Source organism: Streptosporangium sp. NPDC000396, from assembly GCF_042898655.1.
GTDB lineage: Bacteria > Actinomycetota > Actinomycetes > Streptosporangiales > Streptosporangiaceae > Streptosporangium.
This window is the reverse complement of the sequence record NZ_JBIAZA010000004.1, coordinates 185,122-211,597: the sequence shown is the minus strand read 5'-3', so window position 1 is coordinate 211,597 and position 26,476 is coordinate 185,122. Positions and strand designations below refer to the sequence as shown.

24 protein-coding genes are annotated in these 26,476 nt (G+C 70.6%); 8 read left to right on the top strand and 16 right to left on the bottom strand.

From position 1 onward, the window contains the following. Positions 1-5: 5 nt before the first annotated feature. Positions 6-1,037, top strand: a complete 1,032-nt coding sequence (locus tag ACFY2X_RS08125) for a DUF6745 domain-containing protein (RefSeq protein WP_389934127.1) — start codon at positions 6-8, stop codon at positions 1,035-1,037. Here ACFY2X_RS08125 and ACFY2X_RS08120 read toward each other — a convergent pair. From ACFY2X_RS08120 to ACFY2X_RS08100, 5 genes are all read right to left on the bottom strand, one after another. Then, positions 994-1,962 (bottom strand): STM4011 family radical SAM protein, encoded by a 969-nt coding sequence (locus ACFY2X_RS08120; protein ID WP_389934785.1) that lies wholly within the window; start codon positions 1,960-1,962, stop codon positions 994-996. The genes ACFY2X_RS08125 and ACFY2X_RS08120 overlap by 44 nt on opposite strands. A 77-nt stretch (positions 1,963-2,039) precedes the next feature. Then, positions 2,040-3,491, bottom strand: coding sequence for an STM4012 family radical SAM protein (locus ACFY2X_RS08115; RefSeq protein WP_389934124.1), 1,452 nt, complete (start codon positions 3,489-3,491; stop codon positions 2,040-2,042). Then, entirely contained in the window at positions 3,482-4,288 is an 807-nt protein-coding gene (locus ACFY2X_RS08110; RefSeq protein ID WP_389934121.1) for an STM4013/SEN3800 family hydrolase, read from the bottom strand. The genes ACFY2X_RS08115 and ACFY2X_RS08110 overlap by 10 nt, the downstream gene beginning before the upstream one ends. 94 nt (positions 4,289-4,382) lie before the next feature. Then, positions 4,383-5,510: an STM4014 family protein gene (locus ACFY2X_RS08105; protein WP_389934118.1), complete on the bottom strand. Its 1,128-nt coding sequence runs from the start codon at positions 5,508-5,510 to the stop codon at positions 4,383-4,385. Further along, positions 5,507-6,481, bottom strand: a complete 975-nt coding sequence (locus ACFY2X_RS08100; protein ID WP_389934115.1) for an STM4015 family protein — start codon at positions 6,479-6,481, stop codon at positions 5,507-5,509. The genes ACFY2X_RS08105 and ACFY2X_RS08100 overlap by 4 nt, the downstream gene beginning before the upstream one ends. A gap of 117 nt (positions 6,482-6,598) precedes the next feature. On the opposite strand from ACFY2X_RS08100, the gene ACFY2X_RS08095 reads away from it, so the two are divergent. Then, complete coding sequence (locus ACFY2X_RS08095) at positions 6,599-8,026, top strand: MFS transporter (protein ID WP_389934112.1); 1,428 nt, start codon at positions 6,599-6,601, stop codon at positions 8,024-8,026. A 61-nt stretch (positions 8,027-8,087) separates the two neighbouring features. Here the strand turns inward: ACFY2X_RS08095 and ACFY2X_RS08090 are convergent, their stop codons facing one another. After that, complete coding sequence (locus ACFY2X_RS08090; protein WP_389934110.1) at positions 8,088-8,660, bottom strand: putative glycolipid-binding domain-containing protein; 573 nt, start codon at positions 8,658-8,660, stop codon at positions 8,088-8,090. Positions 8,661-8,965: 305 nt separating this feature from the next. On the opposite strand from ACFY2X_RS08090, the gene ACFY2X_RS08085 reads away from it, so the two are divergent. After that, positions 8,966-10,381, top strand: coding sequence for an FG-GAP repeat protein (locus tag ACFY2X_RS08085; RefSeq protein WP_389934107.1), 1,416 nt, complete (start codon positions 8,966-8,968; stop codon positions 10,379-10,381). On the opposite strand, the gene ACFY2X_RS08080 is transcribed toward ACFY2X_RS08085, so the two are convergent. The 3 genes from ACFY2X_RS08080 to ACFY2X_RS08070 all read right to left on the bottom strand — a co-directional run bounded on the left by ACFY2X_RS08080 (position 10,356) and on the right by ACFY2X_RS08070 (position 13,519). Further along, positions 10,356-10,886 (bottom strand): hypothetical protein, encoded by a 531-nt coding sequence (locus tag ACFY2X_RS08080; protein WP_389934105.1) that lies wholly within the window; start codon positions 10,884-10,886, stop codon positions 10,356-10,358. The two genes, ACFY2X_RS08085 and ACFY2X_RS08080, sit on opposite strands and share 26 nt — an antisense overlap. Positions 10,887-10,927: 41 nt before the next feature. Further along, the gene (locus tag ACFY2X_RS08075) at positions 10,928-12,469 is read right to left on the bottom strand and encodes an alkaline phosphatase D family protein (RefSeq protein ID WP_389934103.1); all 1,542 of its coding nucleotides are present in this window, start codon (positions 12,467-12,469) and stop codon (positions 10,928-10,930) included. Positions 12,470-12,685: 216 nt separating this feature from the next. Then, complete coding sequence (locus tag ACFY2X_RS08070; protein WP_389934100.1) at positions 12,686-13,519, bottom strand: hypothetical protein; 834 nt, start codon at positions 13,517-13,519, stop codon at positions 12,686-12,688. 182 nt (positions 13,520-13,701) lie between these two features. On the opposite strand from ACFY2X_RS08070, the gene arfB reads away from it, so the two are divergent. The 3 genes from arfB to ACFY2X_RS08055 all read left to right on the top strand — a co-directional run bounded on the left by arfB (position 13,702) and on the right by ACFY2X_RS08055 (position 18,320). Further along, entirely contained in the window at positions 13,702-14,121 is a 420-nt protein-coding gene (arfB, locus tag ACFY2X_RS08065; RefSeq protein ID WP_389934097.1) for an alternative ribosome rescue aminoacyl-tRNA hydrolase ArfB, read from the top strand. A 249-nt stretch (positions 14,122-14,370) separates the two neighbouring features. After that, entirely contained in the window at positions 14,371-14,694 is a 324-nt protein-coding gene (locus ACFY2X_RS08060) for a DUF1330 domain-containing protein (protein WP_389934094.1), read from the top strand. A 110-nt stretch (positions 14,695-14,804) separates the two neighbouring features. Further along, positions 14,805-18,320 carry an AAA family ATPase gene (locus tag ACFY2X_RS08055; protein ID WP_389934090.1) on the top strand — a complete coding sequence of 1,172 codons (3,516 nt, stop codon included), beginning with the start codon at positions 14,805-14,807 and terminating at the stop codon, positions 18,318-18,320. Positions 18,321-18,422: 102 nt separating this feature from the next. Here the strand turns inward: ACFY2X_RS08055 and ACFY2X_RS08050 are convergent, their stop codons facing one another. From ACFY2X_RS08050 to ACFY2X_RS08040, 3 genes are all read right to left on the bottom strand, one after another. Further along, positions 18,423-19,214, bottom strand: a complete 792-nt coding sequence (locus ACFY2X_RS08050) for an HAD-IIA family hydrolase (protein ID WP_389934087.1) — start codon at positions 19,212-19,214, stop codon at positions 18,423-18,425. Positions 19,215-19,317: 103 nt separating this feature from the next. Continuing rightward, positions 19,318-19,749, bottom strand: coding sequence for a nuclear transport factor 2 family protein (locus ACFY2X_RS08045; RefSeq protein WP_389934084.1), 432 nt, complete (start codon positions 19,747-19,749; stop codon positions 19,318-19,320). Between the two features lie 24 nt (positions 19,750-19,773). Next, positions 19,774-20,673 (bottom strand): TIGR03619 family F420-dependent LLM class oxidoreductase, encoded by a 900-nt coding sequence (locus ACFY2X_RS08040; protein WP_389934082.1) that lies wholly within the window; start codon positions 20,671-20,673, stop codon positions 19,774-19,776. A gap of 55 nt (positions 20,674-20,728) precedes the next feature. On the opposite strand from ACFY2X_RS08040, the gene ACFY2X_RS08035 reads away from it, so the two are divergent. Both ACFY2X_RS08035 and ACFY2X_RS08030 read left to right on the top strand, forming a co-directional pair. Then, entirely contained in the window at positions 20,729-21,622 is an 894-nt protein-coding gene (locus ACFY2X_RS08035) for a phosphotransferase family protein (protein ID WP_389934079.1), read from the top strand. 46 nt (positions 21,623-21,668) lie between these two features. Continuing rightward, on the top strand, positions 21,669-21,938 hold the full coding sequence (locus ACFY2X_RS08030) for a zf-TFIIB domain-containing protein (protein ID WP_389934076.1): 270 nt from the start codon (positions 21,669-21,671) through the stop codon (positions 21,936-21,938). Positions 21,939-22,036: 98 nt separating this feature from the next. Here the strand turns inward: ACFY2X_RS08030 and ACFY2X_RS08025 are convergent, their stop codons facing one another. The 4 genes from ACFY2X_RS08025 to ACFY2X_RS08010 all read right to left on the bottom strand — a co-directional run bounded on the left by ACFY2X_RS08025 (position 22,037) and on the right by ACFY2X_RS08010 (position 26,423). Then, a complete protein-coding gene (locus tag ACFY2X_RS08025) occupies positions 22,037-23,017 on the bottom strand; it encodes a hypothetical protein (RefSeq protein ID WP_389934074.1) in 981 nt (326 codons plus the stop codon). A 45-nt stretch (positions 23,018-23,062) separates the two neighbouring features. After that, a complete protein-coding gene (locus ACFY2X_RS08020) occupies positions 23,063-24,664 on the bottom strand; it encodes an ABC-F family ATP-binding cassette domain-containing protein (protein WP_389934071.1) in 1,602 nt (533 codons plus the stop codon). 373 nt (positions 24,665-25,037) lie between these two features. Next, positions 25,038-25,823, bottom strand: coding sequence for a polyphosphate kinase 2 family protein (locus ACFY2X_RS08015; RefSeq protein ID WP_389934068.1), 786 nt, complete (start codon positions 25,821-25,823; stop codon positions 25,038-25,040). Positions 25,824-26,006: 183 nt separating this feature from the next. Next, complete coding sequence (locus ACFY2X_RS08010) at positions 26,007-26,423, bottom strand: protease inhibitor I42 family protein (protein ID WP_389934784.1); 417 nt, start codon at positions 26,421-26,423, stop codon at positions 26,007-26,009. Positions 26,424-26,476 lie beyond the last annotated feature (53 nt).

The window sequence follows — 26,476 nt, the reverse complement described above, 5'->3', positions numbered from 1 at the left end:
CAAACATGACCGTCACCACCGAACTGGCCGATGTTTTGACCGCCGCCGCTCTCCGCTGGGAGGAGGTGGCCTTCCAGTCCGGCCCCGCCGACCGCCCCGAAGCCGAGGCGGGCGTACGGCTGGCCTACCGGATCGCCGGGCTGGCCGAGCCCGAGAAGATCATCTGGGTCGACTCCCCCGCCGCGGGCGCGAGGGCCGTCGCCACGCTGGACGCCGGCAGGCCGGTGCGCGACGCGGTGCGGACCAGGCCGTGGGAGCGGGCCAGGGCCGACGTGCACGCTTCGCTCGGCGCCACGACCTGGCCGCTGGCCTGGTCACTGACCGGGGAGCGGCTCTGGGACCCGGTGAACGGGCTGATCATCCAGATCCGCCGGGGCATCGCCGCGACGGAGGAGTCGGAGACGGCCGCGGCCGTGCTGCGCACCTCGACCCTGGACGCCGTGCTGGGCCAGCAGGACGCGCCGTGGCTGTCGCTGTTCGACGCGCTGGGCCGGCCGGAGGTGGAGGGGCTGGTCAGGGTGGCCCGGTCGGCGGGCTGGTGGTGGCCGTTCGAACGGGCGGTCATCGTGTGCGAGCGCCCCGCGGAGCTGCACCGCGACGAGCTGTCGCGCCTGCACCGCGCCGACGGCCCGGCGCTGCTGTTCCCCGACGGCTTCGCCGTACACGCCTGGGGCGGCATGCCGGTCCCCGCCGACTTCGCCACCTCCATGGCGGCGCTGACCCCGCAGCGCATCCGCAAGGAGGAGAACGCGGAGCTGCGCCGGGTCATGCTGGAGCACTTCGGTTACGACCGCTATCTCGCCGAGTCCGGTGCGACCCCGGTGCACCAGGACGAGACAGGCATTCTCTGGCGGATCGACCTTCCGGACGACGAGCCGGTGGTGATGGTCGAGGTGGTCAACTCCACCGCGGAGCCCGACGGCACCTTCCGTAAATACTGGCTGCGGGTGCCCCCGTCCACCTCCACCGCCCGTGAGGGCGTGGCCTGGACCTTCAACCTGTCCGAGGCCGACTACCACCCGGCCCAGGAGACCTGAGACCCGGCGGGCCACCCGAGCCGGTCCATGCGGGGATGCGCTCCAGGATCCCCCCGGCGAAGACGTCGTAGAGGCCGGTGGGTTCCAGATGGACGTATCCGATGTGGCAGTCGCACAGGGCCGCCGGGCAGGACCTGGCCCGCGGGCTGAAGGTGCCGTCGTAGAGGTTGCCGAGAACGGCCGGGACGAAGTGGCAGCGCCGTACGGTGCCCTCGCCGTCCACCGAGATCACGGTGTCGCCCGTACGGCAGGGCTGCCCGGCACTGCGGTGCGGGGTGCGGCTGTAGTGGAAGAGCGGGTCGATCTCCGCCCAACCGGCCGCCTCGGCGTCGGTGTAGAGGTGGCCCTCGGCGGCGTTCACCCACAGATACACCTCGGCGGGCAGGTCGGCCCGGAGCCGCCGGGCGAGGCCGAGGTGCTCGGGCAGCCCGACGACGCCGACGCTGAAGCGGACGCCGCGCCCGGCCAGGTCACCGCACCTGGCCAGGAATCGCTCATAGGCGACCTGGCCGGGGTGATAGGTCACCCAGAGCGCGAGCTTCTCGAGATCGGCCTCGTCCAGCCAGTCGGGACGGCAGCTGAAGTTGGTCTGGATGGCGACCCGCCGGACGTGCGGGAGGTGGCTGAGCTCGACCATCGCCCGCCGGTACCACGATCGCACGAGCCCCTCGCCCCACGGGGTGAACAGCACCGAGACCGGGTGGTCCCGTCCCGCCACCCACCCGGTGAACCGCTCCAGCGCCGCCCTGTCCTGGCGGAGCTGCCCGGGGTTGTCGCGGCGCTTGGCGAACGGGCAGTAGGGGCAGTCGTAGTCGCAGCTCGACAACGGGCCCCGGTAGAGGATCGTCAGGTGACCGGGGTCGTGGCCTCCCGCCGGGAGAACCGGAAGGACGGGCAGGTCACGGCCCCTTTCGGGCGTGTTCATCTGTTCTCGCGCCCCGCCGTTCTCAGATGTGCTCATCGGTCTTCGTATCCCGCCATCAGCCGGCGGTTCAGATCTGCTCATCGGTCTTCGTGTCCCGCCATCAGCTCGCGGACCCGGCCGGAGAACAGCGCCGGGCCGATGGCGTCGGAGTGCGCCAACCCCTCGGCGGTGAGCCGGAGCCGGCCCGGACGGGCCTGCTCCAGCCATCCCCGACCGGCCAGGCGGTCGAGCTCCTCGCCGAAATCGGCCGTCGCCTCGGTGCCGAAGCGCTCACGGTAGGCGTCCGGGTCCATCCCCTCCGCCTGGAGCAGCGACTGGATCAGATGGCGGCGGCGGCGCTCGTCCTCATCCAGCCGGAACCCCACGTTGGCGACCGCGAACTCCTCGGGTGCGAGCCGTACGTAGTCGTCGATGATCGCGCGTACCTGGCGGGCGCCCACCGCGTACTCGTAGGAGTAGTGGAGGCCGGAGGTGTAGGAGCGGGCCCCGCAGCCGAGGCCGACCATGCCGTCGCTCTGGCAGCAGTATTCGGTCGTGCCGGCGGATCCCGGCAGGCCGGTCACGCGGGCGGATCCCGGCAGCCGGAACATCCGCATCGACACCTGCTCGTATCCCGCGGCGAGCAGGTGATCGCGTCCCTGCCGGTAGAGGCCGAGCCGGTGGTCGTCCCAGTCGCGCGCGCGGCGGCCGAGGCCGGTGAGCGGGCGGACGTACAGCGGGTAGAGGTAGATCTCCTCGGGTTTCCAGTCGAGCGCCGCGTCCAGCGAGTAACGCCAGGACCGCTCGTCCTGCCCGTCGATCCCGTAGATCAGGTCGATGTTGAGCGCCTCGAACCCGGCCTCCCTGATCCGGCCGAGCGCCGCCTCGACCTCCTGCCGTTTCTGCGGCCGGACCGCGGCACGGGCCTCGGCGTCGATGAAGCTCTGCACGCCGATCGAGATCCGGGTCGTGCCCCGCTCGGCCAGGACGGCGAGCCGGTCGGCCGTCGCGGTCGCCGGTGAGGTCTCCACCGACAGCGGCACGGCCCGCAGGTCGACGCCCATGATCCGCTCGGCGAGGTCGAACATCCGGGTGAGTTCGGCCGCGCTCAGGTAGGTCGGTGTGCCACCGCCGACGGCCGCGGTCACGAACCTGGGTCCGTCCAGGGCGTCCCGTACGGCATGCGCCTGGCGCTCCAGCGCGTCCAGGTAGGCGGCGACGAGCTCCTCGGGGGCGCCGGTCCGGGTGAACAGGTTGCAGAACCCGCAGCGCATCTCGCAGAACGGGATGTGCAGGTAGAGGAAGAGGCTGCCGAGCGGTTCGGACGCCCACACCTCACTCAGCGACGGGCGCGGATCCAGCGGCCGGTACGCCGTCTTGTGCGGGTAGGCGTACACATACCCCTGGTACGGTCCGGCGTCGAGCCCCTGGTACGGCGCCGCGCCGGTCGAGCCGCCGGAGGCCGGTCGTGCCGGGGTGGCCTCAAGGCCGAGATCCGCCTTCTCCGGCACGCGCGTCCGTTCCCGGCCGGAACCTGAAGTCACCGCCATTGTCCCCGCTCCATCGTGAACTCTCCGTAGGGCACGGTCCAGACGACCTCGTGGCCGATCCGGTGCCCGGTATATCCCTCTTCGCCGTAGGCGGTTCCATGATCGGAACAGATGATCGCGAACCCCGGTCGCCGGGCGCTCATCAGGGCGAACAGCCTGCCGATGTGCCGGTCCACGTACTCCAGCGCGGCGGCGTGACTCTCCCGGCTGTCGCCGTGCTCGCGGGTGGCCCCGGGCAGGTGGAACCAGTTGGGCTGGTGCAGCGCCGACACGTTGACGAACAGGAACACCGGCCCGTCGGCCCTCGCCACCGCCTGCTCGGCGCACTCGATCTGTGCCTCGAACGACGTCGGCGAGGTCACCCCGAACACCGGGTCCCAGTGACTTTCGGCGAACAGCCCCGGCAGCGCGGATCCGATCGGGGTGAGCTTGTTGAAGAACCCCACCCCCCCGACGCAGATGGTGTGGTAGCCCGCCTTGGCCAGCCCGGCGGGCAGGTCGGGCGCGTCGAACACCCACGTGCCGCCGGTCGTCGTCTCGCTGCCGGGAAACGCCGCCGCGAACAGTCGCGGGTGGGGCCCGGGGGCCGCCGGAGTCGGCAGGAACCCCGCGAAGATCGCGGCATGCGCGGCGTAGGTGAAGCTCCCGGGGCTGTGCCTCCGCTCCCAGCGCCCGCCCGGCAACGCCCTTGCCAGATTGGGCAGCCGCCCGGCGCCGATCAACTCGTCTGCCACGTCGTAGCGGAGCGTGTCGAGCGTCACCAGCAGCAGATCGTGACTCCCCACGATCTCATTCATGTCCCGCATGACACCCGCCTCGCACCCGGCTCCCGCCCACATCGCACACTCACTGCCGACCTCCCGCCCGTTGCACACTCACCCACCGGTGCCTTCACTTCACTGGCGCCGGTACGGCGGGGCGGTGTGCGGTGGTGTCCGGCGCCGCCGTACGGCGCGCGAGGATGGCCTTGACCTGGGCGGCATAGGTGTCGAGACCTTCGGCGCCGCTGCCCGGCAGGCCCGTCAGCCGGGGCAGCAGGTCCCCGAAGGCGTTGACCTCGGCCACCGCGACGCTCCGCCAGTTGACGCCGATCATCAGATCCACCCCGGCGGACAGGCTCCCGGGGAAGCACGCCGCCGCCCGGACGCAGACGTCGAGGACCCGCTCCCAGCCCTGCGGGCCGAGCCTGGCCCTGACCGCGTCGAGATCGCCGCGCTCACCGCCGAGGTGCAGGTTCGTCATGGGGGCACGGCTCGCGCGGACCACGGCGTGGGTCGGGGCGCCGTCGACGACGACCACCCGCAGGTCGATCGTCCGCCCGCCGATGTCCGCCTTGGGGAACCATCGCTCCACGTGGAGCCCGTCCCCGGCCAGCCGGTCGACGATCTCCGCCACCTCGGCCTCGGTCTCGTAGGAGTACACCCGCAGGGAGTTGTGCAGCCCGTCGGCGGTCAGCTCCGCCGACGTCACCGCCTTGACCCGGTCTCCGGAGGCCTGCAGGGCGATGACCCCGGAGGCCGACGAACCGTGGGCGGGTTTGACGAACACCCGGCCCCAACCGGCCTCGTCCATCAGCTCGCGCAGCTCGGCGTAGCCACCGACCGGGCTGGGCAGCGCGGGCGGTACCGGCACTCCGGCCGCCGACAGCCTCGCGTGGCACAGCCGCTTGTCGAACATCACCGCGATCTCGTCGACGTCGGCGAGCAGCACGGCCCCGGGCGTCCGCTCGACGGCTTGGCGGATCCGTGCCATCCCGGCGGTGAGGGCGGCGTGCCATGCGGCGCCGCCGCCGACCCTGGACGGCTCGCCCGGACCGCGCAGCAGCGCGTCGGCCTCGGCGTCCGGTCCGGGTGACTCGATCCGGACGAGGGTTCCCGGCTCCAGGCGGATGTCCTCGCCTCGGAGCACGGAGGCCCACGGAACGGTCTCGGGCTCGCGCAGGCCGTACCGGACGCAGGCCTCGGCGAACATGACGACCCGCCGCTCGCCCGGGGTGCCGACGACCGCCATCGCGGTCATTCGGCCACGGCGATGTAGCGCCACTCGTCGTCGAGGTTCTGCTGGTCGGACAGGTCGACCTCGACGCCCGAGCCCGCGAGGGCCTTGTTCACCTGCTCGACCATGGTGTCCGTCAGGTAGTGGTGGTGCAGGTCCAGGCGCTTGAGGTGGGTCAGCGGCTGGCCCGACAGCAGCGCCTCGGCGCCCTCGTCGGTGAGGACTCCCATCGACAGCGTCAGCGACTCCAGCCGGGCCACCACCGGCGCCGACGCCACCGCCGCCGCGATCTCGTCCTGGATCTCGCTGTCCTGCAAGCCGAGGTGCCTGAGCGCGGGCAGCCGGTCACCGGACAGGAACGCGGTCAGGTCGGCCACGGTGGCGTTGCCACCGTACTGGGTGGTGCCGAGCCACATCTCGAGGTATTCGAGCGCGGGGAACTCGCTCTGGGCGACGGCCTGGACGACGTGGGCGGCCAGCCCGCCCGTCTCGAACCGGAGGATCCGGAGGTTGCCGTGCCGCACCGGCCGCAGGACGAGCTCGTCGCCACCGCGCACTTCCAGCCGCTCCAGCAGCGGGAACGCCTCCAGCAGGGGCGTGATGTCGCTCTGCTGGATCCAGGAGATCTCGCACTCCTCCGACTGCATCGCGCCGAGGAAGAGCGCGCGCAGCGCCGGGAACCGGGCGGCGTTCTCCACGAGCAGGCCGACGACCTTGGAGCTGTCCTCCTCGTAGGCCTCCTCCCACCCGCCGATGATGACCGCCTTGACCTCGGCGGTGTTCACGGTCTTCAGGAAGCGGGCGAAGTTCTCTTCGAAGGTCTCCTCCGAGTCGTAGACGTCCGCCGAGATCCGCCACGCGGCCTCACCCGCGGCGGGCAGTTCCCCGGCCTCAGCGGTCTCGTCCTCGACGGAGGGCAGGCTCGTGATCGGCAGGCCGGCGTACTTTCCGTCGTAGAGACCGTCGACGTGGTCGTTGAACTCGGTGTAGTCCATGGGGGGCTCCTGTCAGGCGGAACATGACGGACCCCGTCCTACCAGAGATCACCGACACTTCGAGAATCATGGATTCATGCCAGGTATAGGAGGAAGCGGTCGGCGATGATGTGATTTATGGACAATGGCCATATTCGGCTCAGCTCGGCCACCGGCCGCTGGGTACTCGCCACCACCGTGCTCGGCTCCGGGATGGCGCTCCTCGACGGCACGGTCGTCAACGTGGCACTGCCCGCGCTCGGTGACGCCCTCAAGGCCGACATGGCCGGTCTGCAGTGGACGATCAACGCCTACACCCTCACCCTGGCGGGTCTGATCCTGCTGGGCGGCTCGCTCGGCGACCGCTACGGCAGGCGCAAGGTCTTTCTGATCGGCGTGATCTGGTTCGCGATCGCCTCGGCCCTGTGCGGGCTGGCGCCCAACGTGGAGACGCTGATCGCGGCGCGGGCACTCCAGGGCGTCGGCGGGGCGCTGCTCACCCCCGGGTCCCTGGCCATCATCCAGGCGTCCTTCGCCCGCGACGACCGGCCCCGGGCGATCGGGGCCTGGTCGGGGCTGGGCGGGGTCGCGGCGGCCATCGGGCCGCTGCTCGGCGGGTGGCTGGTGGAGACGGTCGGCTGGCGGTGGGTGTTCCTGATCAACCTGCCGCTGGCCGCGCTCGTGGTGGCGATAGCCGTACGGCATGTGCCGGAGAGCATGGACACCGAGGCCACCGGGCGGTTCGACGTGCTCGGGGCGGTGCTGGCCGCGCTGGCGCTGGCGGGGATCACCTACGGCCTGATAGACCTGCAGATGATCCCGCTCGCGGCGGGCGTCCTGCTGGGTGTGGCGTTCGTCTGGCTGGAGATCAGGCGTTCACCGAACGCGCTCGTGCCCGTCGGGGTCTTCGCTTCGAAGGTGTTCACCGCGATCAACGTCGTCACGTTCGTCATGTACGCCGCGATGAGCGTGGTGTTCTTCCTGCTCGTCGTCCAGCTCCAGGTCTCGGCGGGTTTCTCCCCGAAGCTCGCCGGGTCCGCGATGATCCCCGTGACGATCCTGATGCTGCTGCTGTCCTCGCGGGCGGGCGAGCTGGCCAAGCGGATCGGGCCCCGGATCCCGATGACGACCGGCATCCTCGTCTGCGCCGGCGCGCTGCTGCTGATGTCCAGGATCGGTCCGGGCTCGGACTACCTGGTGGACGTGCTGCTTCCGGCGGCTCTGTTCGGCCTGGGCCTGTCGTCGGCGGTCGCGCCGCTCACCGCGACCGTGCTGGCCACCGCCGAGGAGCGCTATGCGGGTGTGGCCAGCGGCGTCAACAACGCCGTCGCCCGGACCGGCGGGCTGCTCGCGGTCGCCGCGATCCCGCCGCTGGTCGGCCTGACCGGCGTCGCCTTCAAAGATCCGGCCGTCTTCACTTCCGGATTCCACGCGACGATGCTGATCAGTGCGGTGATGATGGCCGTCGCCGCGCTGATCACTTTCCTCACCATCCGTGAGAACGTCCTGGCCGAGTCCCGGCCGTGCATGAGCTGCCCGGTGGAGGCTCCGCAGCTCAGCGAGTGAGGGGCCGGCCGCCCGCGCCGCCGGGGACCGGGAAAACCGCCGGGGACCGTGGGTGCGGGCGTCACGGGCCGATCAGCTTCGCCAGGCCCGGATAGTCGGTGACGATCCCGTCGTCGTCGAAGACGAGGTCGGCGCTGAAGCCCTCGCTTCCGTAACGCACGACGTTGGGGCCGAGGTGCGTGTAGTGCTGGGGGTGGTGGATCACGTGCAGGTGGGGGACCTGGACCCAGGCCATGACGAAGTCCATCCGCCCCTCGCACCTGGTCAGGGCATGACGGAGCACCGGCATCGTGTTCGTCAGCGGCGACAGCCCGAGGTCGCAGTCGAGCGCGTCGTTCAGGACGTTCATGTTCCCCCCGGGCGGCGGCCCTTCGAGGTGTCCCTCCTCCTTCGTCTCGCACGACCAGCTGCCGCCGACGGATCGGCGCAGGTCGAGCGCCCGGCACCAGCCCACGCCGTGGGCCCGCACCGACAGCAGCTCGGTCACGTATCCGGGGTAGGTCCGCAGGGTGTACTCCAGCCGGTAGGGCACGGGGTCCGCCCCGATCGCCACACCGACGGCCGTCAGCTCCGGCCCGAGGCCGACCTCCGCGTATTCGGCGCCCTCGTCTTTCATCCACACGATCCCGCGCATCGCTCTCCCCTTCCACCCGCCTTCCCCCGTCGTGAGACGACCGGCGGCACCGACCTACCCCGGGAGACCGCCGCGAACCACGACACCCCGGGCGGCATCCGGCTCTCCGCGAAGGGCACCTGCCGGTCCGGGGTTCTCCACTACGCCGACGCACCGCGTCGGCTCCCGGGCGGACGCGCCGGAACGCATGAGCCGCCGGGCCGGTTTCCGTTCGCCGATCGCGGCATGTTCTCTACCTGTGCTGGTCATGTGGATTTCATGTCCCGGTGGGCCAGGTGTCCGAATCGCCGGAAACCATTCCTCGTATGAGAGCCGCGTTCCTCGCCTCCGCCGTCCTCGCCTCGCTCTTCGTCCCCGCCTCTCCGGCCGCCGCCGCCAGGGCCTGCTCCGGTCTCCCCTCCGACTTCGACGGCGACGGCCGGGCCGATCTCGCGATCGCCGCGCCGTACACCACTGTCGCCGGCCATGCCCGCGCGGGGTCCGTCACCGTCATGTACGGCATGCGCACCCCCAGGCGGCTCACCCAGGACAGCCCCGGCGTGCCCGGCGAGGCGGAGACCGGGGACGCGTTCGGCTCGGCGCTGGCGGCCGGGGACTTCGACGGCGACCGCTGCGCCGACCTGGCCGTGGGCGTCTCCGAGGAGGACCGTTCCCGCCCCGGAACCGACGGCGACGGCATCGTGCAGCTGTTCCACGGCTCCGCGGGCGGTCTGCGTCCCGGCGAGGTGATCGAAGCCGGGGACCTGGGCCGCAGGCGAGGCTCCGACCGGTTCGGGGCCGCGCTCGCCGCCGGGGACCTGGACGGCGACGGTGACGACGAGCTGGTGATCGGGATTCCCGGGTTGGGCGGGGGCGGTGTGGGGGTGTACGGCCTCAAGGGAGGCAGACCGCAGGTGATCACGGAGAAGACCGGCTGGGTCGGGCAGCGGGCTCAGGAGACCGACCAGTTCGGGGCCGTGCTCGCGGCCGGGGACTTCAACGGCGACGGCCGCGCCGAGATCGCGGTGGGCGCGCCCGCCGACTCGTTCCCGGAGAGGAACGGCCAGGGTTCGGTCACCGTGCTCGACCTCCGGCGCAGGAAGGCCACCCTGCTCACCCAGGACAGCCCGGGGATCGCCGGCCTCGGCGAGCCCTGGGACTTCTTCGGCGCCGCACTGGCCACCGGCGACTTCAACGCCGACGGCCGCGCCGACCTGGCGATCGGAGTGCCGGGTGAGGGCCTGACCGACAACCAGCGGGCGATGGACTACGGCGACGGCACCGTGGACGTGGTCTACGGCTCGCCCTCCGGGCTGCGGACCGCGGCCTCGGAGGCGTGGTCGCAGCGGTCGCTCAAGGGCGAGCCCCGCTACTTCGACCGGTTCGGCGCGGCCCTGGCCGCCGGGGACCTCAACGGCGACGGGGACGACGAGCTGGTGGTGGGCGTGCCGGGCGAGAACGCCGTCCAGGTGCTCCCCGGCACCCGCTCCGGCGGTCTGACCGGGGAGAACAACGCGCTGATCACCGGCAGGGGCGGCGACTTCGGTGCCGCCCTGGCCACGATTCCGGGCCGGGGCCTGGTCGTCGCCGCCCCGGGGGACGGCAGGCTCACCCTGCTGCGCGGCGGCGCGCGGAAGGGCTCGTATCCGGGCGTGCGCCCGGCGACGGGGAAGACCTTCGCCGCCGCCGCCGGGAGTTCCCTGTTCGGTTACGCGTTCACAGCACCTTCGACTTCGCCGTGATGTGGCCGTCGATCTCGTCCGCCAGCTCGTCGAGGTCGGCGTCCGGGTTGTCGGTGACCACGGCGCCGAACTTGGCCGTGGCGGTGCCGCGGCGTGAGCCCACCCATGCACGGATCTTGACGGTCGTCGCGTCGCCCTTGTCCAGCGACGAGATCCAGCAGGCCAGGGCCGGCCGGTGGATGGAGCAGGTGACGCTGCGCGGCTTGTCGATCACCTTGATCTTGCGGAAGTGGCGGGAGAAATCGCCGACCAGTGCCACATAGTGCTGGCCGCGGACATTCTTGTTGTGCACCTTGACGGTGTAGGTGAGATATCCGCCTCTGCGGACGTACTTCTGGAAGTAAACCTCGTAGCGGAAACTGCTGGCGGCCGCGCCGGAGGCGGAAGCGGTGGTGGAGGATGCGGCGACGGTGGCCGCGGACGTGGCAGGGCTCTGGAAGAGGAGGGTGCCGCCCAGCGCCGCGGCGAGCGCCGCGGCGGTGAGCCTCTTTGCGGGGTGACTCATATGCCACATTATCCCGCAAATCGATCATAATTCCTTTGCATTTAGATAAGCGAGGATTCTCCCGCCGGAATAGTGAAGCGGGCACCGGTCTTTGCGGGAGCGCCCCGGCGGCTGATGTAGTCCAGCGTGCGGAAATCGGCCTGCAGCTCTTCGGGAGTGAGGCGGCAGACGATGTATCCACGCCGCTGGTCGAGGTAGGAAATATGCGGATTCTCCGCGAGAGTTTCCGCGACCCTGCCCTTGTCCCGGTAACCGTCCCCGTCACTGGCGATCGAGGAGGTGACCAGCTCCACCGCCACCCTGGGCGAGTCGGGGTCGTCGAAGTCGAGCTTGAGGTCGGCCGCGTGGTGCATGTGCGCGTCACCGGTCAGCACGACCGGGTTGGCCGCGCCGGAGTCCCGGAAACCGGTCAGCAGCCGGGTGCGCTCGGCCGCGTAACCGTCCCAGGAGTCCATGTTGACCTCGGTGCCCGGACCGATCTTGGAGTCGCGCTGGGCCATCAGGATCTGCTGTCCGACCAGGTTCCACCGGGCGTCCGACGCGGCCAGCCCGTCCAGCAGCCAGCGTCGCTGGTCCTCCCCCAGCAGGGTGCGCCGGGACGCGAGCCGGTCGTCACAGCCGGACCTGAGCCCGTCCTCGCATGCCTGGTCGTCACGGAACTGCCGGGTGTCGAGCAGGTGGAAGCGGGCCAGCGGCCCCCAGTCCACCCGCCGGTGGATCCGCATCGACGCCCCGCCGGGCAGGCTCGCGCGGCGCAGCGGCATGTTCTCGTAGTAGGCCTGGAAGGCGTTGGCCCTGCGCCGGGCGAAATCCGGGAGGTCGGTGCTGGAGACGTCGCCCGCCCAGTTGTTCTCGATCTCGTGGTCGTCGAAGGCGACCAGCCAGGGCGCGACCGCGTGCGCGGCCTGCAGGTCGGCGTCGCTCTTGTACTGCGCGTGCCGCATGCGGTAGTCGGCCAGCGTGGCGCACTTGCCCGTGGTGTGCCGGCGGACGCTCCCGCCGAGCGCGGTGTATCCCTGGGGCGCGTACTCGTACATGTAGTCCCCCAGATGAACCACCAGGTCGGGATCCTGCTGGGCCAGCCTCCTGTACGCCGTGTAGTAGCCGTGCTCGTAGTGAGCGCAGGCGGCCACGGCGAAGGTCAGCGGGGACAGGGCCTCCGGGGCGGTGCGGGTGCGGCCGACCGGGGACAGGTGGCCGTCGGCGCGGAACCGGTAGAAGTACTCCCGGCCGGGCTGCAGCCCCTCCAGTTCGACGTGGACGCTGTGCGCCTGCTTCCACCGGGCGCTTTCGACACCGCTGCGCACCACCTTCGCGAACCGCTCGTCGGTGGCGAGCTGCCATTCGACGTCCACATCCCTGGCGGGCATCCCACCCCGCCCGTCGGGACCCAGCGGGTCGAGGGCGAGTCTCGTCCACAGCACGAACCCGTCCTTCGACGGATCGCCGGAGGCGATCCCCAGGGTGAACGGATCGCGGGCGAGGATTCTGGCCGGAGCCTGACCGGCTCCGGTGAGCAACAGGCCGCCCGCACCCGCGGCGGCGACGGACAGGAACACTCTACGTGACGGCTTTTGCTCCACATTGTCAGTGCAACGCTTCCAGCTGTCCCCGTCGTGGCCTGCGAATCAAGGCAAGGTGAACAGCCGTTGCACAAGCAAGCGCATTACCCACCGTAATTGAACGCCGCCCGGCCGGCAGGCGACATCGGGGCGAAGTGTTCCCCTCGCGCCGGCGACCGCCTGCCACCGGCCCCGCCCCGCCGTCGCTCTCCGCTCCACCACCGGCCTTTCGCGAAGTCAGCCCAGGTACGGCTTCAGGTGCTCGTTGAGCGCGCCGCAGCCCAGATACTTCTCCACGGTGTGGAAGTCGAGCCAGTCCAGATTGACCAGCGCCTCCTGGTCGACCCCGGTGAAGCAGGCCCGCAGGCCGGGAGGGATCGCCGCGATGTCGTCCTTGTCGGCGATGTTGACCCAGCGCCTGACCTGCCGAGGCCGCGCGCCCCGGCCGTTGACCGGGGCGGGAGACAGGCGCTCGAAGATGACGTTGCGCATGCCGAGCGGGCTGCCGAGTGTGATCAGCAGATCCACCTCCAGGTCGGGATTCGCCCAGAGCGTCTCGTAGGTCACCACGCTGCCGAGCGAGTGCGCGATCACCACCTTCGGCTGGTTACGCCTGATCACCTCGGCCACCGCCGCCCGCACGGCCTCCCTGGCCTTCCCTCCGGCGATCATGTAGGCGGCGACCTCCGGGCAGAAGAGCTTGGCGAAGTCGGCCGCCTTGGCCTGCAGGTGGTTCAGCAGCCAGCCGGTCATCTTGTGCAGCGCGCCGGTCAGCCCCTCCCCCACCGAGTCGAACTGCCTGGCCCAGGCGACGAAGACCTCCTGGGTTCCGGCGTCCATGCTCTGCAGCGCGCGGGGGGAGTCGTCCTTGTGCTCACCCAGCAGGTGGGCGTAGTAGGCGATGTCGGCGATGTAGCGCTCCTTGGCGTACGGCTTGCCGCCGGTCAGGCCCTGGTGCAGGTAGCGGTCCCACTTGTCGCGCACCGCGGCGGCGGCGCCGGCGACGGAGTTTCCGGCGTCGCGGTAGTAGTGGTACTTGCCTATCCCGTGCACACCGACGATCTTGTCCACGCGCCCCGCCTTCTGCTCACGAATATCGACGATTCGCCCCCGGGTCACTGTGTCGGAAGCGACGGAGCACCACAAGACCACTTCTCCAGCAATAAGCCATATGAGGCATAAATCGCTTGATTGAGGGGTTTGCTCACTGGCTATTGTGGTCTCACACCCCCTTCGAAAAGGAGTCATCCGTCATGCCCGGCCCGCTTCAAGTCAGCGGTTCGGTCTCCGTCCCCGAGGCCGAACTTCACTGGCGGTTCTCCCGCTCCTCGGGTCCCGGCGGGCAGGGGGTCAACACCACCGACAGCCGGGTGGAGCTCAGCTTCGATCTGGCCGCCACCGAGGCGCTCGACCCGGCCCTCAAGGCCCGTGCCCTGGAGCGTCTCGCTTCCCGCCTGGTGAACGGCGTCATCACCATCGCCGCCTCGGAGTTCCGCTCCCAGCTGCGCAACCGCGAGGCGGCCGAGATGCGCCTGGCCCAGCTCCTGCGCGAGGCGATCGCCCCGCCGCCCAAGAAACGCCGCCCGACCAAACCCAGCAGGGGCGCCGTCGAGCGACGGATCGCCGCCAAGAAACGGCGCTCCGACCTCAAGCGCCTGCGCAGGGACGAGTGACGGCGGGAGTTCGTCCGCAGCCTCCGGCGGACTCCGTACGGCCTCCGAGGGTTCCTCACGGGACGGCCGACGGCGGATGCCGACCGGCGAACTGCCTATCGGCCTACCTATAGTCGACCGATTCCCCGGCCCTCCCGGATCTGTAGCGTCGTGACTCGTAAGAGAGACCGCGCCAGAGCGGGCCTCCCGCCACCACCTCGTGGCGGGTGTCGCTCCCGCCGGCACGGCAGTGACCGATCCGGAGGACCCATGCCCGCGTACGCCGTCGCCCACCTGCACAGGACCAACCTCGTCCCGGAGGTCGTCGAGTATCTGGAGAGGATCCAGGCCACGATGGACCCGTTCTCCGGCCGTTTCATCGTGCACGGCGGCCCGATGGAGGTCCGGGAGGGCACGTGGCCCGGAGCCCTGGTCGTCCTCGAGTTCCCCGACATGACCCGGGCGCGCGCCTGGTACGAGTCGGCGGCCTACCAGGAGATCCTGGCCCTGCGCACCCGCAACATCGAGGGGGACCTCATCCTGATCGAAGGGGTGTCCGAAGACCACAAGGCGACCGACGTGCTGGGCGAATAAGACACGTTCCGGGCCTGCTCCGATCTCCGTCCGAGGCCTCACGCGCCCGCGCGGCCCCGGAGAACGCCTCCACAGGGGGTCTCCGGCCGGGCTGACGTAAGATCCCGGCCATGGATCACCCAAGGCTGCCGGAGAACCTTCAGCTCCTGCTCTCCGACGAGCCCGTCCTGGACCTGTACTCCTACGGGCCCTGGCGGGTTCCGGACGGCCTGTACGAGCAGGTTCGGGCGCGGGCGATCGCGCTGAACGACGATCCGGCGGCCGAGGCGCTCGCGGTCGAACTCCCCGGCTTCTTCGCCGAGGACACCACCGTGATCGGCGCGGAGCTGTGGTACCTGCTGCAGTTCCTCGTCGGGTCGGTGGCGCTGTGCGGAGGCTCCGCGTGCGACCTCGCCTACGAGACGATGAGCGACTTCGTGGCAGAGCCGAGGCAACCCAATCGCAGCTGGACGTGGTCGTCGGCCGACACTCCCTTCCTGCCGCCCGCCTACTGGTTGCTGGACGGCACCGGCGACGATCCGGAACTGCGAGAGCTCGCGTTCGGGCTCGCGCGCCGGTGTCTGGACGTCTTCGCGGGCATTGAGCCGCTCGAACCCCGCCGCAGGGCGCTGATCGCGCTGCACGACCTGTGCGCCGCGGACCCCGCGCTGACCAAACAGGATCTTGTCGCGCCGCTGGAGGCGTTGCCGCGGCTGTGGACCGAGCGGGCGGACCCGCAGCTGCTGGCCGTACTGCCCGAGCTCTTGGGGCCCGCCGGCTACCTGGACTGGGCCTGTTCCGGTTTCCTCGCCGCGCACACCCGTCTCATCGAGAACGTGCCGGGGACGGCGAGCGCGGGACCGCTGCCGGGCACCGCCCTCACCTTCGAAGACGAGGTGACACTGGCGTGCCTGCTCGCGCAGGCCGGGATCGCCGAGGTGCCCGCCGAACTCGCCATGAGCCTGGGCATGGCGAGATACACCCAGGTGCAAGGGTTGTTCTCCCAGCTGCACGAGGAATTCAACTCCGACGGCTGGCACGCGCTGGTGCGTTCGTGGCTGGCCCGTGGGGTCCTCGCGGGGGAAACCGAAGCCTGCCGCGCCTGGCTCGACATGGCCATCAGGGTCACCGGCGCCGTCCAGGGGCTCCCCGGGCCCGCGGTGAACCCGGAGAGTTCGCTGCCCGTCAGCGCGTTCCAACGGGACCTGCGCGTGCTGTGCGGGCCGCGCAAGGCCGTCAACCCGTTGCTCGCCAAGTTCATCGCACGTCAGGCACCCCACACCGACCCCGCCGCGGAACTGGTCGGCCAGCCGGAGCTGGCCGAGGCGGTCCGTGCCGTGGTCGACGCCAGGTGGCGCGGCGCGAAGAGACCGGCGCGGTTGCTTCTGGCCGGCCCCGGCAGCACGGGGCGGATGACGGCGGTCGACATCCTGCGGCGCGCGTTCGCGAAAGCCGACGGGCCGCCCGAGGTCGTCTACGTCTCCGACCAGGTGTTCGCCAACATGAACGCCAGCGAGGCCGCGCTGCACGTGCTGTCGCGGACGCGGGAGCTCGGGGCCGGCGATCTGCTGGTGTTGCAGGAACTGGACCGGATCGGCGAGTACGGCCGCTGCGGGGCCGCGGCTCTCGAAGAGCTTCGGCGGGTGCTCCGGCAGCGACCGGACCTGCACGTGGCCGCCATCTGCGGAGCGGGCGGTGACGTCAGGGTCGCGCAGGCCAATCCCGCGCTGTACCACGAGTTCCGCGTCGCCCACACCCGTGAGTTCACCGAGAACGAGCGGGCGGAGCTGTTCCGGCGGGCGGTCATCCGGCGGGGTGCGGCGGCCTTCGACGACGCGGCGGACTCCGCGGCTCAGCTGGTCGGCTTCCGGAACCTTCGCGGAGCCCGTCTCATGGAACACCTCGCGGAACAGGCCGTCGCCTCCGCGCGAAGGCGAGACGCCGCCACGGTGACCAGCGCCGACCTGCCCGACGGCCCCGGGCAACCGCGAACCGGGCTGGACGCGTGCCTCGGACTCGAACCGGTCAAAACGGAGATCGCGCTCGTCGTCGCCGAGGCACGGGCGGCGAAGCTGCGGCGCGACGCCGGGATGCCCGAGCTCGCGCGGACTTCGCACCTGGTGTTCACCGGCCGGCCCGGTACCGGCAAGACCATGGTGGCGGGTGCCCTCGGCCGGATGTTCGCCGATCTCGGGCTGCTCTCCTCGGGCCACCTGGTCACCGTCGACCGCGCCGACCTGGCGGGCCGGCACATCGGGGACGCCACCGTGAACGTGCGGCGGGCCATCGACCGCGCCATCGGAGGCGTGCTGTGCGTCGAGGACGCGGGGAACCTCGCCCGCCCCGGCGTGGACGTCGACAGGGCGCGCAGCCGCGACGTCGTCGACGCGCTGCTCGCGGGGATCCGGGCACACCACGAAGATCTGGTGGTCGTCCTCTGCGGGCCGGAGGGCGCGGTCAACGGTCTGCTGAAGTCCTCCTCGGAGCTGACGGAGTACTTCTCGAAGGTCGTGCGCTTCCCCGACCTCACCGGCGACCAGGTCGTCGCGCTCTACGAGATCAAAGCGGCCGAGGCCGGGTTCGTCCTGCGCGAAGGGGTGCCGGCCAAGGTGAGCCGGATCGTCCGGGCGGCGCGCCCCGAAGCGGTGGGCGCCCGCCTCGCGCTCCGTCTGCTGGAGCGGTCGGTCGCCGCGCAGTCGCGCCGGGTGCTGGCCGACGGAGTGATCGACGGCGACGAGTCGCTGCATGAGATCCTCGCCGAGGACGTCCCGGACACCGCCCGCGCCGGAGTGCGCATCCAGCCGGCCGGCGACCCGCTCGCCGCGATCGACGCACTGGTCGGACTGGAGCCGGTCAAGCGCGAGGTGCGGCTGCTGACGGCCGAGGTCGAGGCCGACCGGCTGCGCAGGTCGGCAGGCCTGCCGTCCATCTCGCCCACCCGGCACCTGGTGTTCACCGGAAACCCCGGCACGGCGAAGACGACCGTCGCCAGGCTGGTCGCCTCGGCGTACGCGCAGCTCGCTCTGCTGTCATCGGGTCACCTGGTCGAGGTCTCCCACGCCGACCTGATCGCCGAGTACGTCGGCCAGACCGCGCCCAAGGTGCGCGCGGCGATCGAAAGCGCCATCGGCGGCGTGCTGTTCATCGACGAGGCGTACGCGCTCATGCCCGGAGGCTCGCACAATTCCTACGGCCCGGAGGCGATCGCCGAACTGTTGCGTCTGATGGAGGAACACCGAGACGACCTGGTCGTGATCGCCGCCGGATACGAGAACCGGATGGCGGACTTCCTCGCGGCCAATCCCGGCCTGGCGTCGCGCTTTCCCACCACGGTGCGATTCCCCGACTACACCGAGGACGAGCTCGTGGCGATCTTCGAGGACATGGCGTCGGCGGCCGGTCTCGTCCTGTACGGCGGCGCGGGCGAGGAGGTCCGCCGCGTGCTGCGAGCGATCCCGCGGGACGAGTCCTTCGGCAACGGCCGCGTGGTCCGCAACCTCTTCGACCGAGCGGTGGCGCTCCAGGCCGAACGGATCCTGGCGTTGCAGGACCCGACGGCTGAGGACGTACGGACGCTGCTGCCTTCGGACATCCTGACGAGCCCGTCGCACGAGCCCGGGGAAGACCGGACCGGCCAATACCTGTGACATCGGCGGCTCCGGGCCGGGTCACCCGGCTCGAACGCCGGCCCGGCCCGCTCGGCGATCCTCCATCTCCCACAGCCTCACGACCATAGGTGACAGATCACGTCAGGTACCGCTGTCGATCATCTCGATCAGGTCGGCGACCGAGCCGACCACCTGGGACGGGCGGAACGGGTAACGGTCTATCTGGTCCTCACCCATGACGCCGCTGAGCACCAGGATCGTGTGCAACCCGGCCTCCATGCCGGAGACGATGTCGGTGTCCATCCGGTCACCGATCATGGCGGTGCTCTCGCTGTGGCCGTCGATGGCTCGCAGCGCGCTGCGCATCATCATCGGGTTGGGCTTGCCCACGAAGTAGGGTTCCACCCCGGTCGCCTTGGTGATCATCGCCGCGACCGCGCCGCAGGCGGGCAGCGAGCCCTCGTTGGACGGGCCGACCGGGTCGGGGTTGGTGGCGATGAAGCGGGCCCCGCCCTCGATCAGCCGGATGGCCTTGGTGATCTGGGTGAAGCTGTAGGTGCGGGTCTCTCCGAGCACCACGTAGTCGGGATCGATGTCGGTGAGGATGTAACCGATCTCGTGCAGCGCGGTGGTCAGACCGGCCTCGCCGATGACGTAGGCGGAGCCACCGGGCCGCTGGCCGTCCAGGAACTTGGCCGTGGCGAGCGCCGAGGTCCAGATCGACTCCGGCGGGATCTCAAGGCCGACCGCGCGCAGCCGTACGGCCAGATCACGCTGGGTGTAGATGGAGTTGTTGGTGAGCACCATGAACCGCTTGTCGGACTCGCGCAGGCGGCGGATGAACTCCTCGGCGCCGGGCACCGGGTGCCCCTCGTGGACGAGGACCCCGTCCATGTCCGACAGCCAGCATTCGATCGGCTTGCGCTCGTTCACCGTTCCCCCGAAGTCCAGCCCGATATATACCAGAACAAGAATGACAGGTCTGGGATGGACGATATGTCACCAGGCTCCTCGACCTCGAACCCTGGACCGGCCGCTACTGCACGGTGCGCCAGGCCTGCTCCTCGACCAGCTCCCTGCTCCGCCAGCCGTACGGCGTGCGGATCATGCGATGGTGGTACCACCCTCCGCCGCGGACGATCCCGGCGGTGTCGGCGGCGATCATCTCCCTGGACGGCGCGAGTGTGTCGGTGAACGAGGCCGTGACCACGGCCTCGTCTCCCTCGAACCTGACGGTCGTCGCCCCGATCAGGTGCTGCCGCCCCGGCCAGTTCGGCAGCACCTCGGCCAGCCATCGCCGGACCTCGTCCCGGGTGCCCCGTATGCCGCCGGCCGCCGTGTAGTCGATCACCGCGTCCGGGGTGAACACCAGGTCGAGCCGTCCCCAGTCTCCGGCGTCTATGGCATAGGCGTATTTGGCGAGCAGGTCGCCGATCTCCAACCGGTCCGCGATCTCCTGTTCCCTCATGACCCCATCCAACCAAACGCTTGATCAGGGTGCGAGGGCCTCCAGCGCCGCTTCCGCCCGGTTCATCGAGGCTCCGGGGTCGGCGTCGGGCGAGCCGATCTCCGGGTCGAAGTTGAGGTCATGGAAGACGTCGGTGACACCCAGGGCCCCGAGCTTGGCCACGTCCTGGCGGATCTCCTCGAACGAGCCGGTCAGCGGGGCCCGCCGGAGGGCTCCGGCGGGACGGACCAGGGTGACGCCGCGGGTGACGAAACGCAGCGCCTCCGGATCACGTCCGGCCGCCCGAGCCGCCTCCTTTACAATGTAGATCTTCTCGTCGATGCGGTCGAGGTCCTCGCGGCTCGAACTGATCCAGCCGTCCGCCAGCCGCCCCGCGCGCCGCAGCGCCGCCTCCGCGCTCCCGCCTAGCAGGATCGGCGGGGGCGTGAGCGGCTTGGGATCCTGGTGCACCGGTGGCAGCTCGTAGAACTCGCCCTTGTGCTCCACCGTCTCCTCCGACCACAGCCGCCGCAGGAGCTGGACGAACTCCTCCCCGCGCCGCCCCCGCCCGTCGAACGGCACTCCCGACGCGGCGAACTCCTCCGGCAGCCATCCCAGCCCCAGCCCGGCGTCCAGCCGGCCGCCGGACACCGCCTGCAGGCTCGCCAGCTGTTTGGCCATCAGCGCGGGCGAGGAGAACGGCATGTTGAGCACCGCCACGCCGAGCCGGACGCGGCTGGTCACCCCCGCGAGATAGGCCAGCGTGACCACGGGGTCATGCACGCTGCGATAGACCGCCCCCATCGGATGCCCCTGGGGATACAGCAGGCGCTGGAAGGTCCACACCTCGTGGTAACCGAGCTCCTCGGCCCTCCGCGCGACCCGCGCCATGTTGCCGGGGGTCGCCCAGGCTCCCGACACCGGCACCGCGAATCCGATCCTCATGTCACGACTTTATGCGCCGGTACGGCCGGCCGCGGATCAATGGTTCACTTGCCGGATGAGCGACAGCGACGACCTGATCGACGAGCTCCGCCGGATCGGCCTGCGCTACGGCGGCCCGCCCGCCGAGGTGCTGCCGACCAGGCCGGACGTGATCATCGTGCGGGCCGGATCCATCGTGGTGAAGGCGCACGCCCCCGGGAGCGAGAAGGCGGCGCTGGTGCGGCGGATGGAGGCCGTCGCGCACCCGGCGCTGCGCGGGATCCTGCTCGAACCGGTGACCGAGGAGGTCGTGACCGTCCATGACCGGCTGGTCACCGTGTGGCCGGCGGGGACCCCCGTGGACTCCCGCGACCCGGACGCGGCCCCCTGGGAGGCGGCGGCCCGGCTGCTGGCGCGGCTGCACGCCGTACCGGCACGGGCGCTGCCGCCACTGCCGGCGGCGGGCGGGCCCGCGCGGGTCGCGGCGACGGTCGCCCGCCTGGACGGCGACTCCGCCGCCGAACTCGTCGTCCGCCGGGCCTTCACCTGCCTGCCCGCCCTCGACACCGGGCCGGGCTCCCCGACACACGGCGACTGGCATATGGGCCAGCTGGTCCGCGTTCAGGGCGAATGGATCCTCATCGACGTCGACGACCTGGGGACCGGCGATCAGGCCTGGGACCTGGCCAGGCCCGCCGCCTGGTTCGCCGCCGGCCTGCTGGAGCCGCAGGTGTGGCACGGTTTCCTCTCGGCCTACCGCGCCGCGGGCGGGCAGGCCACCGGGACCGGCGATCCGTGGGAACGGCTGGACCTGCCCGCTCAGGCGATGACCGTGCAGCTCACGGCGACGGCGGTGGCGGCGGCGAAGCGGGAGGACCGGCCACTGGACGAGGTCGAGCAGATACTGGTCGACACGTGCCAAAAGATTGTCCGGTTCCGAAGTGCCTGCCATAGTGTGCCCACGCAGTAGGTTGTGGTTACTTCAACAGAGTGTCGAGGGCAAGGAGATCAGCCAGATGCAGTGCCCGAAGTGTCGCGGCGTCATGCGCACTTATGAGCGCAACGGCGTTCATATCGACCAGTGCGACAGCTGTCGCGGGATCTTCCTGGACTATGGCGAGCTGGAGACCCTGACTCGCGTGGAGAGCCAGTGGTCCGCCCAGTCGCACGCCGCTCCCCCGCCGCCTCCGCCGGCGCACGGCGCTCCCGGCTGGGGCGCGCCGCACCACGGCCACTACGGTCACCACCGCCAGCGCAGCTGGGTGGGAATGCTCTTCTCGACCTGATCCGTCCAGGGGGGACACCGAGACCGCGATCTCGCGACGAGATCGCGGTCTTCGCGTCGGCGGCCCGCACCGACCCGCGGGGTCTCGACCCGCGCAGGTCAGTGGGGGAACTCGTTGGGTTTGATGCGCTTGGGCCGCACCGTGCCGCCCGCGACGGCGTTCAGCGTGATGGTCCAGTCGGTCCAGCGGATCTGGGTCGAGGTGTAGATCGTCTTGAACCGCACAGACTTACCGAACTGCTCGAAAGTGCACGAACGGGTGAAACTCCGGGCTTTGGAGTCCCAGTCGACGCCGAGGGTGTAGTAGACCTTGTACTTCCCGTCTCTCACTCCCTGGATCTTGAACTTCGACTTCTTGCGGACGTACACGGTGATCGCCTTCTTCTTGCCGCGCACCAGCACGACGACCGCGTCCTGTTTGTTGCCGTTCCTCAGCTCCAGATACGCGCGCCCGGGCCGGCCCTCGGACTTGATGAACTTGCCGTTGGACAGGCGCCGGGACCGTTCTCCCGCGACCTTCACCGGGATGACGTCGGCGCGGTAGTCGCCCAGGCCGGCCAGCGCGGCCCCGCTCTCGCGAACGGGTGACAGCTGCCCGCGCACCCCGGTCAGCACCGCGGGCCCGGTGCACACCTCCTGCGCCTGCACGTCCTCCTTGGCTCCGGCCAGCGCGCCCGCGAGCCGCCGGAGCGTGTCGACGTAGCTCCCGTGCTCGGGCTTCACCTCGGGCGGCGGGGCGAGGGTCTCCAGCCCGGCGACCGCCTCCTCCACCGTGGTGACCGTCCGTTCCAGCCGCTTGTCGAGATCCTTGCCACCGGTCGCGTTCAGCTTCTTGAGCGCCTCCCTGATGGGACCGCGCGCCTTGTCGAGCTCGGCCCGGTAGGCCTCGGGCGTCAATCCCGCGGCGGCGGGCGTGCCGCTTGCGGACACGTCCGGCCCGCTGTTGAATCCCGGCCCCGAGCCCACCACACCGCTCGCACTGGCCTGCCCGGTCACGGGCTCACGGGGGGTGACGGAAGTGCAGGCGCACAGGGTCAGCATGGTGACCACGGCGCAGGAGAGCAGACGAGGGGTACTCATCTGCCCCACTATCGCCCGATCGATCATGGCGCGTCAACGGTGATATCACTTCTGTGACAACCTCCCCTCCCGGTCCAGGCTCAGCCACCGGGTGATCCCGGCGGACTCCAGGAACGGCAGGTCGTGGCTGACCACGACGAACGCGCCGCGGTACGCCTCCAGCGCCTGTGCGAGCTGCCGGACGCTGGCCAGGTCCAGGTTGTTGGTGGGCTCGTCCAGGAGAAGAAGCTGCGGCGGCGGCTCGGCCGACAGCAGCGACGCGAGCACCGCCCGGAACCGCTCGCCGCCCGACAGCGTGCCCGCCGGTTGGTCGGCGCGCGTGCCCCGGAAGAGGAACCGGGCGAGCCGGGCCCTGATCGCGTTGGCCGAGGCCGAAGGAGCGAAGCGGCGGACGTTATCCACCACGCTGAGCGAGTCCTCCAGCAGGTCGAGCCGCTGCGGCAGATATCGGACGCCGGGGACGGACACCGTGACCGAGCCCTCGACCGGCTCCAGCTCTCCCACGAGACTGCGCAGGAACGTGGTCTTCCCCGACCCGTTGGGGCCGAGCAGCGCGATCCGCTCCGGGCCCCGGACGACCAGTTCCTCGACCACCGTCCCGCTCGCCGTCCGCAGACCGGTGACGGTCAGCACCGTCCGGCCCGCGGGCACGGCGGTCTCGGGCAGCTCGATCCGGATCGCGGCGTCGTCGCGGACCACCTGCTCGGCCTCGGCGAGCCGGTCGCGGGCCTCCGCGAGCTTGTCGGCGTGCATGTTGCGGTGCTTGCCCGCCGCCACCTGCGCCTGCCTCTTGCGCTCCTGCATGATGATCTTCGGCTCGCGTTTCTGCGCGTACATCTTGTTGCCGTAACGCACCCGGCGGGCCAGCTTGACCTGAGCCTCCTCCCATTCGCGCTTCTGCCGCCGCACGTCGGCCTCCGCGACGCGGACCATCCGCTCGGCGGTCTCCTGCTCGGCGGCGAGCATCTGCTCGTAGTCGGACAGATTGCCGCCGTACATCCGGATGGCGCCACCGGTCAGATCAGCCACGTTGTCCACCAGTTCCAGCAGGGCCCGGTCATGGCTGACCACGACCAGCACCCCCGGCCAGGACTCCACCGCGGCGTACAGCCTGTGCCGCGCGTCGAGGTCGAGATTGTTGGTCGGCTCGTCCAGCAGCAGGACGTCCGGCCCGCGCAGGAACAGCGCGGCCAGCCCGACCATGACGGCCTCGCCACCGGACAGCGTGCCCACCGTCCGGTCGAGGTCGACATGCCCCAGCCCAAGCCTGTCGAGCTCGGCGCGGGCCCGCTCCTCGACGTCCCAGCCGTCGCCCACGGTGGCGAAGTTCTCCTCGGAGGCCTCGCCGCGCTCGATGGCCAGCAGCGCGTCCCGCTGGTCGGCGATGCCCAGCAGTCCGGCGACCGTACGGCCCGCGTCCAGCGGGAGGTTCTGCGGCAGGTACCCCACCTCTCCGGCGACGCTGACCGATCCGGACAGCGGAGCGAGTTCCCCGGCGATGAGCTTGAGCAGCGTGGACTTGCCCGAGCCGTTGACGCCGATGAGCCCGGTGCGGCCGGTCGGGAACGCGGCGTCGAGGCCGTCGAGGACCACGGTGCCGTCCGCCCAGGCGAACGACAGCCGATCGGAAACAATAGAAGAAGACATAAAACGGCTCCCAGGAACGTGTCGTGATTTATCCGGACACAGGGACACCGCGGGCGCACACGCCTTGAAAGCGATTCCATGAGAAGCCGTCGCGGGGACGGGAGCGGAAGCCTCCGAGGTCAGATGCGCGCCGAGCCGGAAGAACGGCTCTCACAGCGCGGTGTCTGGAACCTCAGAACTTCAACGGACTCTCCTGCGGGACGGCGGCGTGACACCACAGAGGTTACTTGATGCGACTCGGGTCGCGTCAAGCCCTTTTTCAGGTTTCGCCTCGCCGCGGCCCGGCAGCGCCTCCCGTCCGCCTCCCGTCCCCTCTCGGCCCCGTCGAAGGCGGCAGGCTTTCCGGGCCGCGGCCGATTCCGGCCGTGACCCTCTACCGGCGCATCCGGGCCGACTCAGCGGCGGGATCGGCCAGGTCGTAGCCGCGGGCGAGCAGCTCGGCCTCGACCGCCGCGCACACCGTCTCCACGACCGCGACCCGGGCGAGCCGTTTGTCGTCCCCCGCGACCACGTGCCACGGCGCACGCGCGTGGTCGGTACGGGCGAGCATGTCCTCCACCGCGATCTCGTACTGCGCGCGCTTGTCGCGGTTGCGCCAGTCTTCGTCGGTGAGTTTCCAGGCCCGCAGCGGGTCATCTGCCCGGTCCTGGAAACGTCGCAACTGCTCCTCCTCGGAGACGTGCATCCAGAACTTGACCAGGATCATTCCCTCTGCGGCGAGCGTCTTCTCGAACTCCACGATCTCGCCGTACGCGCGGGACCACTGCTCCTCGGTGGCGAACCCCTCGACGCGCTCCACCAGCACCCGCCCGTACCAGGACCGGTCGAGTACGGCCATGCCGCCCCAGCCGGGAAGGACCGGCCAGAACCGCCATAGGAAGTGATGCCGCTTCTCGTCGTAGGTGGGCGCCGCGAACTGGGCGACGCGCACGTGCCGGGGGTCCAGGGGCCGCACCAGCCGCTTGATGGCCCCTCCCTTGCCCGAGGCGTCCCAGCCTTCGAACACCACACAGAGCGGAGGGCCGATGCGCTTGTCGCCCACCTGCCCGCCGAGCATGAGACGGAGGCGCAGCAAACGCTCCAACGCGGCGTCGAGCCGCTCGGCGGCCTCCTTCTTCGGCAGGCGCTCCGACAGATCAACCTGAGACAAGCGATTCATAGCCATCAGCCTCGCATCCTGGTGAACACCCCGGCCACTCGGTCGCGCCGCGGCGACGCTGACCGGCGGCTCAGGCGGCGACGCGGAGGCCGATCGGATGATGTCTCGGGTGACGACGGCTCGAGTGTTGACCCAGATCAGGCGACCGCTCAGATCAGGTGACGGCCCAGATCAGGTGACGGCTCAGGCGACGGTGATCCGGAAGGTCGCGTCACCCGACTCGCGCCTGCTCCGCTCGTCGGCGGGCACCTGGCCGCCCTTGCAGTTCCGGCAGTTGGAGATCGTGACGGTGGTCGTACCGGAGCGCTTGGCGTTGAAGACGAAATAGCGGACCCCGGCCGCGCCGGAGGCCGCCTGGTACTCCTCGCTGATGAACGAGGCCACCTTGACGTCCGGCAGGTTCGCCATCCGCCAGCTGTCTCCACCGGAGGCGTTCTCGTCCACGGCGAGGGAGAACCGCTGGCCGGGTGTGAGCCGGACGTCCGCGGTCTTGCCGACGCTCCCGTGAACGACCGTGCCGAAGTTGTAGACGGCCGCTCCGGTGCCGCACCCCGCGACGAGCGCCACCAGCAGCAAGACAACGAGTCCCGTTCGGTACATCACGCAGCTCAGCGTAGCGAGCGGCGCCTCCGGTGCCCGAGCGGGCCACGCTG

Excerpts from the sequence above, each read along its gene's own strand:
- ACFY2X_RS08120 (WP_389934785.1), bottom strand. The coding sequence starts at position 1,962 with ATGAACACGCCCGAAAGGGGCCGTGACCTGCCCGTCCTTCCGGTTCTC.
- ACFY2X_RS08110 (WP_389934121.1), bottom strand. The coding sequence starts at position 4,288 with ATGAATGAGATCGTGGGGAGTCACGATCTGCTGCTGGTGACGCTCGAC.
- ACFY2X_RS08125 (WP_389934127.1), top strand. The coding sequence starts at position 6 with ATGACCGTCACCACCGAACTGGCCGATGTTTTGACCGCCGCCGCTCTC.
- ACFY2X_RS08040 (WP_389934082.1), bottom strand. The coding sequence starts at position 20,673 with ATGAGGATCGGATTCGCGGTGCCGGTGTCGGGAGCCTGGGCGACCCCC.
- ACFY2X_RS08095 (WP_389934112.1), top strand. The coding sequence starts at position 6,599 with ATGGACAATGGCCATATTCGGCTCAGCTCGGCCACCGGCCGCTGGGTA.
- ACFY2X_RS08045 (WP_389934084.1), bottom strand. The coding sequence starts at position 19,749 with ATGAGGGAACAGGAGATCGCGGACCGGTTGGAGATCGGCGACCTGCTC.
- ACFY2X_RS08080 (WP_389934105.1), bottom strand. The coding sequence starts at position 10,886 with ATGAGTCACCCCGCAAAGAGGCTCACCGCCGCGGCGCTCGCCGCGGCG.
- ACFY2X_RS08055 (WP_389934090.1), top strand. The coding sequence starts at position 14,805 with ATGGATCACCCAAGGCTGCCGGAGAACCTTCAGCTCCTGCTCTCCGAC.
- ACFY2X_RS08085 (WP_389934107.1), top strand. The coding sequence starts at position 8,966 with ATGAGAGCCGCGTTCCTCGCCTCCGCCGTCCTCGCCTCGCTCTTCGTC.
- ACFY2X_RS08035 (WP_389934079.1), top strand. The coding sequence starts at position 20,729 with ATGAGCGACAGCGACGACCTGATCGACGAGCTCCGCCGGATCGGCCTG.
- ACFY2X_RS08100 (WP_389934115.1), bottom strand. The coding sequence starts at position 6,481 with ATGGACTACACCGAGTTCAACGACCACGTCGACGGTCTCTACGACGGA.
- arfB (WP_389934097.1), top strand. The coding sequence starts at position 13,702 with ATGCCCGGCCCGCTTCAAGTCAGCGGTTCGGTCTCCGTCCCCGAGGCC.
- ACFY2X_RS08025 (WP_389934074.1), bottom strand. The coding sequence starts at position 23,017 with ATGAGTACCCCTCGTCTGCTCTCCTGCGCCGTGGTCACCATGCTGACC.
- ACFY2X_RS08010 (WP_389934784.1), bottom strand. The coding sequence starts at position 26,423 with ATGTACCGAACGGGACTCGTTGTCTTGCTGCTGGTGGCGCTCGTCGCG.
- ACFY2X_RS08105 (WP_389934118.1), bottom strand. The coding sequence starts at position 5,510 with ATGACCGCGATGGCGGTCGTCGGCACCCCGGGCGAGCGGCGGGTCGTC.
- ACFY2X_RS08115 (WP_389934124.1), bottom strand. The coding sequence starts at position 3,491 with ATGGCGGTGACTTCAGGTTCCGGCCGGGAACGGACGCGCGTGCCGGAG.
- ACFY2X_RS08020 (WP_389934071.1), bottom strand. The coding sequence starts at position 24,664 with ATGTCTTCTTCTATTGTTTCCGATCGGCTGTCGTTCGCCTGGGCGGAC.
- ACFY2X_RS08030 (WP_389934076.1), top strand. The coding sequence starts at position 21,669 with ATGCAGTGCCCGAAGTGTCGCGGCGTCATGCGCACTTATGAGCGCAAC.
- ACFY2X_RS08015 (WP_389934068.1), bottom strand. The coding sequence starts at position 25,823 with ATGAATCGCTTGTCTCAGGTTGATCTGTCGGAGCGCCTGCCGAAGAAG.
- ACFY2X_RS08060 (WP_389934094.1), top strand. The coding sequence starts at position 14,371 with ATGCCCGCGTACGCCGTCGCCCACCTGCACAGGACCAACCTCGTCCCG.
- ACFY2X_RS08090 (WP_389934110.1), bottom strand. The coding sequence starts at position 8,660 with ATGCGCGGGATCGTGTGGATGAAAGACGAGGGCGCCGAATACGCGGAG.